Source organism: Paenibacillus chondroitinus NBRC 15376 (assembly GCF_004000765.1).
GTDB lineage: Bacteria > Bacillota > Bacilli > Paenibacillales > NBRC-103111 > Paenibacillus_E > Paenibacillus_E chondroitinus.
Genome location: NZ_BILW01000016.1, coordinates 38,965 through 51,780 on the forward strand (window position 1 = coordinate 38,965; position 12,816 = coordinate 51,780).

Consider the following 12,816-nt stretch of genomic DNA (forward strand, 5'->3'; position numbering starts at 1 on the left):
ATGAATATTAAAGTAAGTGTAATCATCCCCGTCTATAACGCTGAAAATTATTTGAATCATTGCTTGGATTCTCTTATTGGTCAGTCCTTACAGGAGTGTGAGTTTATTTTTGTTAATGATGGCTCCAGGGATCAAAGCGGGCACATGATTGAAAACTATGCGAAGCATGATCCAAGAATAAAATTGTTTCATCAGGAGAATAAAGGTGTAAGTATGGCTCGAAATAAGGGGCTAGAGGAAGCTGCCGGTGAATATATCGGATTTGTTGACGCAGATGATTTTATTGAAGAGGACATGTATGCGACATTGTATAGCGCAGCTCGTGAAGGTGGCTATGATGCCGTTATTTCGAATTTTGAAAGTGAGATTGAGGGGCGGATGGTTACAACCAGGTATCCTTTCCCAACCAATACCATGCTTACAAGGGAATATATTGAGGAGAACATATTACCTTTCTTCTTGCAGTCTGATCAATTAAATACAGCTTGCAACAAGCTTTATAAACGCCAAGCAATCATTGACTTCCAAGCAAAGTTTCCGGAGAAAGTTGCATTAGGTGAGGATGGAATGTTTAATATGCAATTTTTTAGCCGGGCCGGCAGTGCGATGTATCTTGATTATACAGGCTATCATTATCGTGAAGTGGCGGGAAGTGCGACTAGAAACATTTTGGAAAAGGACTACTTCAAAAGAGCATTGGAAGTGTACACACTCGCCATGCCAGAAGCTCTTTTGAGGGGTGTGAATCCATTAAGACATAAGCAACTAAAGGCGATCAAATTAATTCATAGTGTAATGTCTTATGTTTATGTATATCTAAATGCATCAAACGAGTTAAATTTCAGCAAAAGACTTGGCTATGTGAGTGATATGATAAATAACCCTTATGTAAGAGAAGCCTTACCATTTTACTACAAGGAAGTCTACGGGACTTTAAATAGGTATGAAAAATTTGTCGTAAATATGATTCGAAGGAAATCAACCATAGGATTATACTGCGCCACAGCTTACAGCCGAATAAGAAATAAATCGAGTTAAGGAGATCAGAACATGAAGATTATGATGTTTGCTCATGATGGCAGTTTGAATAGAGGTTGTGAGGCAATTGTTCGCGCTTCGACTAGTATTATTAAAGAGAAAATGAAAGGAGCCAAAGTATTTTTAGCCTCGGGGAAACCGGAGACGGATCGTATCATTTCCAAAATAGATGGGATTTATGACGGATCACCTCGTGCTATTAAGAGATATTCGTATGACTGGCTTCTCTCATCAGTTAACGTAAAGCTTTTTAACAATGAATCGTATGCACTTGGAAAAATACACAATAACATCGTTAAACATATTCCTCAAATGGATATTTGCCTTTCCATAGGTGGGGATAATTATTGTTATGGTGAACAACCTGGCTGGTATGAAATTAACAAAAGAGTAAAAGCACAAGGCAAAAAGCTAGTCTTATGGGGATGTTCGATAGGTCATGAAGATATGTCAGACCGGAAATTAGAAGACTTAAAGTTGTTTGATCTCATTCTTGCTAGAGAAACGTTGACGTATCAAATGTTAAAAAGCAAGGGTTTGAATAATGTCAAATTATGTGCAGACGCCGCTTTCACAATGGAAAAGGAAGAGCTGGATCTGCCTAGTGGGTGGCAATCTGGAAACACCGTCGGTCTTAACTTTAGTCCTTTGGTGTGGAAGAAAAATGAAAAATCTCAAACGGCAGTCAGAGATCTCATTACCCATATTCTAAAAACAACTGATATGACGATAGCTCTTACTCCTCATGTAATTGAAAATGGAAATAATGATCATGAAATTCTTCAGAAGTACTATGAGGAGTTTCAGCATACCGGCCGGGTGATTTTATTGCCGAGTCATCTAAATGCCATTCAGTACAAGGGTTATATATCAAGAATGAGATTTTTTATTGGAGCTAGAACACATGCAACAATAGCAGCTTATTCCAACTTTGTACCAACGATGGTTCTAGGATACAGCGTGAAGTCCAAGGGCATAGCAAAGGATATTTTTGGAGAAGAAAAGTTGGTCCTAGGCATCGAAGAAATCTCGAATAGCCTACGCTTAATTTCTAAATTCGATGAGATGGTTAGAGAAGAAGAAACAATCAGAGAGACTTTGCAAGTATCTATTCCTCGTATCAAACAAATGTCCTATAAAGCTGTTGAGTATTTAGACCAATTAGTTTAATGAAATTGAGGTGTGTATGATGAAGAAAAAAATACTATTTGTCATACCCAGCTTAGCGGCCGGTGGTGGGGAAAAGAGTCTAGTCAATTTATTGTATCAAATTGACTATGATCTCTATGAGGTGGATTTACTCTTATTTAGCCGTAAAGGCGCTTTTTTAAGCACTATACCAGGTGAAGTGAACATACTAGATGTTTCTCCCCTGCGAAGTGTGTTTGCAGGCCAGTTAATGACAGCATTGAAGACTTTTCTTTTAAATGGTCAAATGATCCTAGCGTACTCTAGGCTAATGTTTACAATGAAGAATAGATTAATTAGGAACGCAGCTGCCTCAGAGCAATACACATGGAAATATCAGAGAACGTCCTTTGACCCAGTAGAAACGAATTACGATGTTGCAATTGGTTATTTAGAGAAATCATCGATTTATTTTATAGTGGATAAGGTGATTTCGAAAAAAAAGATCGGCTGGATCCATACAAACTATTCGGATTCTGGAATGGATTCGCATTTCGACAAGCCTTATTTTAAGCAATTGGATCATCTTGTAACTGTCTCTGAAGAATGTGCAAAGGCACTTCAAGAAAACTTTGAACAATTTAAGAATAAAATTAAAGTCATCTATAATATTGTTTCTCCTAAGATTATTAGACATGAGTCTGCTCGGGAATTAGACAGTAACTTCACTTATGATTTGAACTTCACAAATATTATTACGGTGGCAAGATTAAGTAGAGAAAAAGGGATTGATCTTGCAATTAAGGCATGTGAGATATTAGTTGCTCAAGGCTTTAAAGTCAGATGGTATGTATTAGGTGAGGGTAGTGAAAGAGAAAAACTTGAAAAATTGATCCAAGGTTGTGGCTTACAAAACCATTTTATCTTGGTAGGAATTAAGGAAAATCCGTATCCATATATAAAAGGTGCAGATATTTATGTTCAACCCTCCAGATATGAAGGTAAATCCATAGCTATTGATGAAGCAAAAATACTTCAGAAACCTATTATAGTAACGAATTATGACACCGCGAAGGACCAGATAACAGATGGGATCAATGGATTGATTGTTGAAACCACAGATGAGGGTATTGCAAGTGGAATTGAAGCATGTATAAATGATGCGCAGTTAAGGGAGTCTTTTATTAGCAATCTTGCCTTAGAAAAATTGGGTACAGAAGAAGAAATAAATAAGCTATACGAAATTTTTTGTTAGGGTGGTCTCTAGTGAAGAAAAAGATATTATTTGTGATGAATAACTTAAACTGCGGCGGTGCTGAAAAGGCTCTCATCTCATTATTGGACACTATAGACTACACGATGTATGATGTCGACTTGTTATTAATGAAACATGAAGGCTTATTTCTAAACAAAATTCCAAGCAGCGTTAATTTATTAGAAGAACCAACTGAATATAAGTACTTTGATATGTCAGTAAAATTAGCACTCGTTGATTGCATAAAAAAAGGGAGACTAGATATTGCAATATCTAGATTGCTTGCTGGAATCATTATTAGAACTGAAAAAAACCGAGTTCGATGTGAGCAAAGAGTTTGGAAGTATATATCGAAATCGTTGAAACATATAAATAAAAATTATGACATTGCGGTTGGATATCTTGAAAAGACACCGATCTATTTTTGCGTTGATAAAGTAAATGCATTAAAAAAGATAGGTTTCATCCATAATGATTATGACAAGCTAGGCATGGACCCATTGCTCGATAGACCATATTTCGAAAAACTGAAGAACGTGGTAACAGTCTCGGAAGAATGCGGGAACGTACTGAAGAATAGGTTTCCCATGTACGACGAGAAGGTGAAAGTCATGCATAACATTGTATCTCCATCGACGATCAATAAGATGTCCTTAGAGCAACGAGTTCTTAGTGAAGATGAAATAAAGATTGTTTCTGTTGGAAGACTAAACCATCAAAAGGGTTTTGAGCTAGCTATAGAAACATGTAAAGAACTTGTCCAAACGGGATACTCAATAAAGTGGTACATCATTGGTGAGGGAGAAGACAGAGAGAAACTGGAAAAAATGATCAGTCTGAATAGTCTTCAAGAAACCTTTATACTCATGGGGATAAAGGAAAATCCCTATCCGTATATAAGAGAGGCAGATATCTATGTTCAGCCCTCCAGATTCGAAGGCAAATCCATTGCGATAGATGAGGCAAAGATACTTAGGAAACCTATTGTATTAACGAATTTTAGTACGGCTAAAGATCAAATAACGAACAATGAAAATGGTTTAATAGTAGACATGAATTCGAAAGCTTTATATGAAGGGATTGCTTCTTTGATAGACAATTCAGCGCTTAGAGAGCAGTTTTCACTTCGTTTATCCAAAGAGAATTTAGGAACGGAGACTGAAATAAACAAACTTTACGAAATGTTTCAGTAATTATAGAGGGGACAGATAATGTGATTATTCAACTAATTGGTATCGCACTGCTTGGATTCATTGGGATTATTGTCGTAATTGATATAGTTCCTATATTTAGGGACTGGTTAAGTCGAATACATATTGGAAGATATCAAGATAAGCAGATTTGGAATAAATCTATCACTAATTTGGGCCTTAAGTGGCTAAATACAACTCCAAAAATCAAGGTGACTGATAATACAAGATTGGTAGTTATTGACATGTTGAAAGGGAATTATACGAAAAGCGCTATTCAGCATTGGCAAGAGGCGTCGTTACTATTAGGGCTATCAGAATATCTAATGAATCATGACGATAAAGAAGTACAAAATGAACTTAGGAAATTCCTAAACTCGAAATTTGATAGTCAAGGCCAGTGGATGAATAAGCCGGTGCATGTGGATGGGGCAATATTAGCTTATGCTGTAATGAAATTAGATTTTATTGAGATCGATCGATATAAACAGGCATTTGATTATACGTGGCAGATGATTAAAGACCATGTAGGGCACGATGGTACCGTGGCATATCGTAAGTTCATGAAAGGATACCGTTATGTAGATACGATAGGGTTTATTTGCCCTTTTTTAGTGTCTTATGGATTAAGGTATTCTATGGATGAATGCGTAGATTTAGCTATAGAGCAAATTAAAGCCTATGATGAGCAAGGTATGCTGAAAGGACACCATATTCCAAGTCATGCCTATCAAGTTGATCAAAAATTACCACTTGGACTGTATGGGTGGGGTAGGGGACTAGGATGGTATGCAATTGGCCTAATTGATGCATGGAATGAATTGCCTGCCGCACATAAATATAAGTCTGTATTAGAGGAAAGTGTGAAAAAGTTTGCTAAGGCTGCAATAACATTTCAGCAAGATCAGGGTAGTTGGAACTGGACTGTAACCAGAAGGGAAAGCAGGCCGGATTCATCTACTACAGCAACATTGGGTTGGTTCATGTTAAATGCTTCGCGGATCACAGACATATCGGAAGATTGTTTAAATAGTGCGAATAAAGCTACCAACTATTTGATGAAGGTTACCAGAAGGAATGGAGCAGTCGATTTCTCTCAAGGAGATACGAAAGATATTGGCGTATATTCGATGTTGTTTAATATACTTCCTTTTACTCAAGGATTCTGTATTAGAATGATGAACTCCCATAACAGTCCTAAGGTCGTGAAAAGATGATAATAAAAAGACTATATAAATCTTTAAAGGTTCGCATTCAAAATCGATTGTTTCCAAAAACAGAATTAGAGATACTACGGGAAAGAGGATTAAAATATGGTAAGAACTTTAAATTTTTTAATAGTCACATAGATTATGGTCATTGTTGGCTCGTAGAGATAGGAGATGATGTAACCATAACTAATAGTACTATTCTAGCACACGATGCAAGCACTAAACTATATTTTGGCAAAGCAAAAATTGGGAAAGTAAAAATAGGAGATAGGGTCTTTATTGGCTACAGTAGCGTTATTTTATGCAATGTAACTATTGGCAATGATGTAATTGTAGCGGCAGGTTCAATAGTTACAAAAAATATCCCCGATAATAGTATTGTAGCTGGAAATCCGGCACGTATTATAGGTAAAACATCTGACTATTTGGAAAAGCATAGGGAGTATCTTAAAGTTAAGCCAGTTTATGATACGTACTGGCCATATAAAACACAGGAACAAATCGAGATAATAAGGAAAGAGTTAGACAATGATTTCGGCTATGACGAATAATTTCGGTATAAGATGCGGAGATAAAAAATGAGGATAAATAATTCGATATTAAATATATCCGTAGGGCTTGGCAATCAATTTATTATTACTGCGCTAAGTTTTTTTTCGAGAACAGTATTCATTAATACTTTAGGTATTAATTATTTGGGAATTAATGGATTGTTTGCTAATATTTTAGCGATGCTTTCGTTAGCCGAAGCTGGAATTGGCTCAAGTATTATCTATAATCTTTATAAGCCTGTTGCAGATAATGACAAAGAAAAAATGATAATGCTTATGAAGTTATATAAAAAGGCTTATCTAGTCATAGCGCTTATTGTATTCATATTAGGCCTGTCCGTTATGCCTTTTCTTCATTATTTAGTAAAAGATACAAACGTTGAACATATCCATCTAATTTATTTGATTTTTTTAATAAATACAGTTATGCCCTATTTTTTTCAATACAAAAGTTCATTTCTTAATGTAAGTCAAAAAGGATATATTGTTACAGGGGTATTTTCAATATCATCTATTATTTCGACTTGTCTTAAGATTGGAATTTTATATACTACTCAGAATTACCTTGTTTATTTAATTATTGATAGCATAATTACACTTACTAATAATACTATTTTGTCTGTTATTGTAAATAAGCTGTACCCATTTCTCAAAGAAAAAATATCGAAGAAAATCGATGATATTACTAAGAGTAATCTGATTAAAAACATTAAAGCTATCATTTTACAAAACGTAGGATCGTATTTAATTTTCGGTACAGACAACATTATTATATCCTATTATGTTAGTGTTGCTGCGGTAGGATTATATTCCAACTATTATATGCTAATTGAAATTTGTAGAACTTTTATTAGCCAAATTTTCAATAATCTTTATTATAGTATAGGAAATTTAGTGGCGAAGGAAAGTAAGGAAAAAATATTTAGTGTATATAAAGTTACAATGCTTCTTACTTTCTGGCTATATTCTATGTTTGCAATTATTTTGTTTGTAACTCTAGAACCATTTATAAGCTTATGGATCGGACCAGAGTTTCTTATGGATAAACTGGTATTAGTTGTATTAGTGGTTACCTTTTTTGAAAGAGGGATGAGAAACTCGATTACCACGGTAAAAACAACAGCGGGTATATTTCATGAGGACAGGTATCTTCCATTGTGCCAAGCTGTAGTCAATCTAGTATTTTCAATTATTTTGGTTCAATCCATTGGGATTGCTGGTGTATTTATCGGTACGTTAATAAGTGCAATGATTGTTCCTTTCTGGACGACACCATATTTTGTATATAAGAAAGTATTCCAAAAGCCATTAATTGAATATTTCATCAGTTATTTTTACTATGCAGGAATAGGAGTTGGCACTTGCCTGATCACGTACTACGTATCTCATTTTTTTGTTGCAAATACGATAATTATGCTAGTGATGAAGGGGCTTACATGTTTGATCCTGCCTAACTTCATTTACATACTCCTATTTCATAAAAGTGATGAGTTTAAATATTTAATGGGAATAGTCAAGAATATAATGTCTAGACTGCAGCAGAAATTTATGCCTAAAGGTAGAACCGAAACTTATTAACTTACTAATTAATGCTGCCAATAATGTTCTTAATAAAGAATAATTCGAAATTTAGACTCAATTGGGCCACCTAATTATTTCCAAGTCTTTGTATAATAGAAGAAGTAAGTCGCTTTGTGTCGTTTCTATTTCTATAAAAACAGAGGGGGTTATAAATTATCGTAGTTTGTAAATAATGAAAATTAGTTAAACACCGCTTCAAGGATTCTTAATAACAGTCTTGGGTTTAAGATAATCTTATAAGGAGTGAAATTTTAAAATGCGTAGGGTTGTTTTTATGGCATTGTCAGCTTTCATGCTTTTCTTCTTAACGTGGCCTGGTGCTTCAGAAGCACAGACCACGTTTTCTGTGTCTAATCAAGAGCGTGTGTATGAGCTAGATTTAAAAAAGTGGAATATCTACAATGATAATTCTCATGCAGCTGAAACAACAGACGGAATAAATAATGCACTTATATGGGCCCATGAGCAAGGATATACTGTTTTCAAAGTTCCCGCAGGAACGTATCGCATAGCGAAAGGAACCAATGGACAATGGGACCCTCGCGGACGTATCAACATGGTTAGTGACATGACATTTTGGCTTGACGATAAGGCTGTAATTCAAAAAGAAACAAATGCCTATGCAGATTATTCGACATTGTTGGTAAACGTTGGTGTCAAGAATGTAACCATTAAGGGTGGTACCTACCGCGGCGACAGGGACACTCATGATTATTCGAGTGGAGGCACTCACGAGAGCGGATATGGGATTATAACAAAAGGTTCTTACAATGTTATTATCGATGGTGTAAAGACTCTAAACTTTACAGGAGACGGGCTTTGTATAGGCGGCGGAAGTGGTACAATGCAGGATTTGTATGCGAAGGATTTTGAAGCTGGAGGGATTGACGACAACGGAAAGCTTATATCTGATCAGACAAAAGTCAGAAGCAAGTCGAGTTGGAAACTTACGCATCCTTCGTATGAGTTAACAAACGCTGTTATTATTGATAATGCGCAGTATCTTTCAAATCAGTTTGATATTTACTTTTACAAGGCTGATGGTACGTTCTTATCTAAAGCAAAACAACAAAGTCAAGGAGAGTATATTTCTATTCCTCCTGGGAGCGACTCCATTAGGCTTGCTTTTAAAGGGACCATTCAAAAAGGACAATATCTAGAGATATGGAACAGGGTACAGTCGACTAATGTTACTGTTCAGAATTCGGAATCTTCTTTTAACCGCAGACAAGGATTGACCATTAACGGTGGTAAAAATGTTCTTGTACAGGGCAATAGCTTTCATGACATTGGAGGCAAAGACGGTACTGCTCCTATGGCAGGAATCGATGTGGAAGGAGGAGCGGGTGATAACGGCTTTATCAATGAAAACATTTCGATCAAAAATAATCAGTTCTATAAAAATAGCAGATATGACGTTATTTTCTACGATGGTCATGATGGGACGCTAGAAGGTAATCAGTTAGCTTCTGTTGGAGCGATTGGCTTAGCAGTGTCAGCCCCGTTTACAGGTGCTACAATAAAAAATAATAATTTTGAAGGTACAAGTATTTATGCAGCTCATGATGTGACGTTTATTGGAAATACGATGACTGATTCACTAACGCATTTTGAAGGCCCCAATATCAATATTAAAGGGATGACTGTAACAAATACGAACTTTGCTATCAGCAGCTCGGTTCCATTTGGTGTAAACGCTTCAGATGTAGTTATTAATATAACAAAGAGGACTTCAAATGCTGGCTTATCGATATGGCAAAATCCTGTTCATTTGACTAACATCACAATCAATGGAGCACCCTCATTAAGATCAGTTTCAGGCGGCAAGGTTGAAGGAAATATTATTGATAATCTAGTAGTTAATGATTACAATTCAACCTACGGATTGGATTTGCCGCCGGGGACCTACAACAATTGTGTATTTAAAGGGCCTAATGATGGGGGAAAAGCAGTACCAAGTGTAGGGCAGTCCGGAGAATATGTATTCAATAATTGCTCATTCACTGGATATGGCGGACTCAGTGCTGGGAACCCGAACTTGGATCTTACAGTCACGAATTCAACATTTAATACGACTGGAAATACAGCTGCCATTTCTGTAGATTCAGCTAAAAAGGTCACAATTGAAAATAACGTGATCGTTGCGAATGGGATTACTACAAAAACAACAGAAATTATTAAAATGAATGATTACTGGCAAAAAGACAAGCCATATGATATTTTATCGGCATCGATTAGGAGTAATAAAATCACCTCCAATATCGAAGCGATTGGGATATCTACGATATATGCTGGAGTTGGTGCACCTGCATTTACAATTGAAGGTAATATTTTGGAGAATGCAAATTTTAGTTTAAAAGCCAACGATATTAAGGATAACAATTAAACAAATGAAAAGGGAAGACAGGGGATTTCCCAATCTTCCCTTTTTAGATTGCAATTAGAGGCTAATGTTATCGATCATTCTAGTATTCGAGTTAGTGTCGGCGGTTACATTTTTGAAAATGCATCTTGCGATTGTCATGGATTTGTCACGTGTTAACCAATGTAAATTTATTTTTGTATCTTCAAGATAGCTAGTACTGATGACAGCCATGTTGACATTATCAGCTTTGCCGATGCTTGAAGTGATAAAAGTGCTGCGATTGTTTGTTACGTTTCCATTATAGTTTATTCCTACATTTTGAAATGTACAGTTATCGACAACTAATTTTCTTGTATAGCGCGCATCATTCGTTCCCAGAGAAATATCTCCACCAAGAATTCCGGTTTTACTTCTGGTAAAGGAACTATTGGTTAAATTACACCCTTCGAAGTTAGCTCCACCTTCAATAAGGGTAACCCCATCTATCTGTATGGGTCTACCTACGTAATTAGCAAGGGGGCGAATATCAATTTCATAGTTTTTAACTGTAACATTTCTAATGAGTCCACCTGTCATGATCAGTTGGAAATTGGGAGATAACGTATTGTCGTTTCTCCAATCCCGTTCCACAACAATATCTGAAATATAACATCTGCCGTAATTAAATCTGCTTATGTTGAACCCAGTTATCCCACTGTCTGTTATCGCCACAGGAGTACCGTTTAGTGTTTCTGATACTTGAAAACTATTTGTTTTAACATTTACAGTGTAGTAGAGTTTATCCACACTGATGCCTGTAGGGACTTTACCAACCCACTGTTCAAAAGAAATCTTTGCACCATTTCCCATTCCGTGCGGCGAACTATAAGTGAACGTGCTTGTAGGAACATCGACAGTTGGAGTACCCAAATATCCATATATACTTGAGCCATAGAACAAGCCGTTTTTTATCTGACAATTTGAAATTACCGCTCCTGTAATATCAGCAATTTTAATATTACCATTGTAACAAATTGCGCCATTTACAAAATTGTCGCCTTTGACGACAAGTTCACAATTAATTATTGTATTGTTGAGGTATTTTACGTACAGGTTGTTCGGATATGAACTGATTCCGCCAACATTGTAACCCTCAAATGTGTTATTCTCTAGAACCACATTAATACCATCTGCATTCACGAAGTGCCCGCGGCTATTATTAGATATATAGTTGTCTCTAATATAAATTCTAGTGTTGAGTTCTAAACCAGTTTGATTAAGCTCGGGTCGCCATGTTGGTATGTTTGTTTCTGACCACATTGACTCGATGTCGATGCCGAACATAGGGGCGGTTCCATCTTCAGTCACGCCATCATCAGCTTTACCAATATGATGGATTCTATTGTTAATAATCGTTACGTCAGTTGAGCCAGCATTAGAAATTCCCTGTCTCCTGCAGTGATTGAGATCACAGTCATGAATATAGATATTGGATCCCATTTGTTCTTGGGTGTAATCAGTAGGGTTAAGTTTGTATTCTAGCCAGGAAGTAAAGATTGCATCTCCAGTGCAATTACTGATAACTACATGATCGATTTCAATATTATTAGAGCCGGCAAGTTCAATACCATGTCCCCATTCATGAGTGTAGTTTTGGGAATCAACTTTTGCAGTAATTTGTGCAATCTGTGCGTCACTTAGCGGGCTTGAAGTGATGTCGATGGCAAATACCATTTTGTTAGCATTCTCAATTTCTGCAAACCACCCACGTCCTGTTGGGGCTGCGGGAGCGAATTGTCCGTTCGTTCTGGACCCAACTAAGGTACTATTGGATACCGTATCTTTGTATTGATAGAAGCTATAGCCTGAGGCTGTTACTCCACTGATACTCCAAAGCCTGAAGGCTTTTAATAACCCGGGATTACAATACCTGTCCACGATCTCGCTGCGGATGGAGTTAGCATTATTGTTTAGCGAGCCGTCGGCATTAACTCCTCCTCTTACAAACTTTATGCCTAGTTGATAAATATGTGTTTTCTTGTCACCCACAATTGTTCCACCTGAAATCCTTCCATTTGTTACGCCTTTCAAACTGAAGATCCTATACCAAGGTGATGAATTCGTTTCCAATTGTAAAATACAACCGGCAGTCATTTCGAAATGCATATCGCTTTGCATAAGGATACATGTGAAGGATGTGTTATCAATTTTTAATGCATAAGTACCACTTGGCAATATGCAATGAGTAATATTTTGGGATTTTGCCCAGCTTAGTGCGTCATTAATACCTTTTGTCGTAGCAGCGGATTCAGTGCCATCATTTTTAATGTTCCACCTATTTAAATCAATGACAAATGGATTAGAAGCACCACTTGTAGTTGGTTTCTTTGGAATCCAACTGGATTGAGTACTGTCATAGGTCAGCACGTCATTGTTAGCAGGGAGATTGTCCGTTAAATTAATGTCATCAAGGTCACCAAGATTAGCTTTTATCACCCACATTCACCTCGTTCTATTT

At 36.5% G+C, this 12,816-nt stretch carries 9 protein-coding genes; 8 read left to right on the forward strand and 1 reads right to left on the reverse strand.

What is annotated here, in order from left to right; all coding sequences use genetic code 11:
- From PCH02S_RS18545 to PCH02S_RS18580, 8 genes are all read left to right on the forward strand, one after another.
- Positions 1-1,038 carry a glycosyltransferase family 2 protein gene (locus PCH02S_RS18545; RefSeq protein WP_127455431.1) on the forward strand — a complete coding sequence of 346 codons (1,038 nt, stop codon included), beginning with the start codon at positions 1-3 and terminating at the stop codon, positions 1,036-1,038.
- A 12-nt stretch (positions 1,039-1,050) separates the two neighbouring features.
- Positions 1,051-2,208: a polysaccharide pyruvyl transferase family protein gene (locus PCH02S_RS18550; RefSeq protein ID WP_127455432.1), complete on the forward strand. Its 1,158-nt coding sequence runs from the start codon at positions 1,051-1,053 to the stop codon at positions 2,206-2,208.
- 19 nt (positions 2,209-2,227) lie between these two features.
- Positions 2,228-3,421 (forward strand): glycosyltransferase, encoded by a 1,194-nt coding sequence (locus tag PCH02S_RS18555; RefSeq protein ID WP_127455548.1) that lies wholly within the window; start codon positions 2,228-2,230, stop codon positions 3,419-3,421.
- Positions 3,422-3,432: 11 nt separating this feature from the next.
- On the forward strand, positions 3,433-4,614 hold the full coding sequence (locus PCH02S_RS18560) for a glycosyltransferase (RefSeq protein ID WP_127455433.1): 1,182 nt from the start codon (positions 3,433-3,435) through the stop codon (positions 4,612-4,614).
- Between the two features lie 20 nt (positions 4,615-4,634).
- A complete protein-coding gene (locus tag PCH02S_RS18565; protein ID WP_127455434.1) occupies positions 4,635-5,828 on the forward strand; it encodes a glycoside hydrolase family 88 protein in 1,194 nt (397 codons plus the stop codon).
- Complete coding sequence (locus PCH02S_RS18570; RefSeq protein ID WP_127455435.1) at positions 5,825-6,373, forward strand: acyltransferase; 549 nt, start codon at positions 5,825-5,827, stop codon at positions 6,371-6,373. Before PCH02S_RS18565 ends, PCH02S_RS18570 begins: the two co-directional genes overlap by 4 nt.
- 27 nt (positions 6,374-6,400) lie before the next feature.
- Positions 6,401-7,951, forward strand: a complete 1,551-nt coding sequence (locus PCH02S_RS18575) for a lipopolysaccharide biosynthesis protein (RefSeq protein WP_127455436.1) — start codon at positions 6,401-6,403, stop codon at positions 7,949-7,951.
- A 259-nt stretch (positions 7,952-8,210) separates the two neighbouring features.
- Positions 8,211-10,340, forward strand: a complete 2,130-nt coding sequence (locus PCH02S_RS18580) for a right-handed parallel beta-helix repeat-containing protein (RefSeq protein ID WP_127455437.1) — start codon at positions 8,211-8,213, stop codon at positions 10,338-10,340.
- Between the two features lie 54 nt (positions 10,341-10,394).
- Here PCH02S_RS18580 and PCH02S_RS18585 read toward each other — a convergent pair whose 3' ends face one another.
- Positions 10,395-12,794, reverse strand: coding sequence for a right-handed parallel beta-helix repeat-containing protein (locus PCH02S_RS18585; RefSeq protein WP_246069151.1), 2,400 nt, complete (start codon positions 12,792-12,794; stop codon positions 10,395-10,397).
- Positions 12,795-12,816: the final 22 nt, after the last annotated feature.

What these genes read in the sequence shown, in the direction of transcription:
- PCH02S_RS18575 (WP_127455436.1), top strand. Translation starts at nt 6,401, where the DNA reads ATGAGGATAAATAATTCGATATTAAATATATCCGTAGGGCTTGGCAAT.
- PCH02S_RS18545 (WP_127455431.1), top strand. Translation starts at nt 1, where the DNA reads ATGAATATTAAAGTAAGTGTAATCATCCCCGTCTATAACGCTGAAAAT.
- PCH02S_RS18555 (WP_127455548.1), top strand. Translation starts at nt 2,228, where the DNA reads ATGAAGAAAAAAATACTATTTGTCATACCCAGCTTAGCGGCCGGTGGT.
- PCH02S_RS18580 (WP_127455437.1), top strand. Translation starts at nt 8,211, where the DNA reads ATGCGTAGGGTTGTTTTTATGGCATTGTCAGCTTTCATGCTTTTCTTC.
- PCH02S_RS18550 (WP_127455432.1), top strand. Translation starts at nt 1,051, where the DNA reads ATGAAGATTATGATGTTTGCTCATGATGGCAGTTTGAATAGAGGTTGT.
- PCH02S_RS18570 (WP_127455435.1), top strand. Translation starts at nt 5,825, where the DNA reads ATGATAATAAAAAGACTATATAAATCTTTAAAGGTTCGCATTCAAAAT.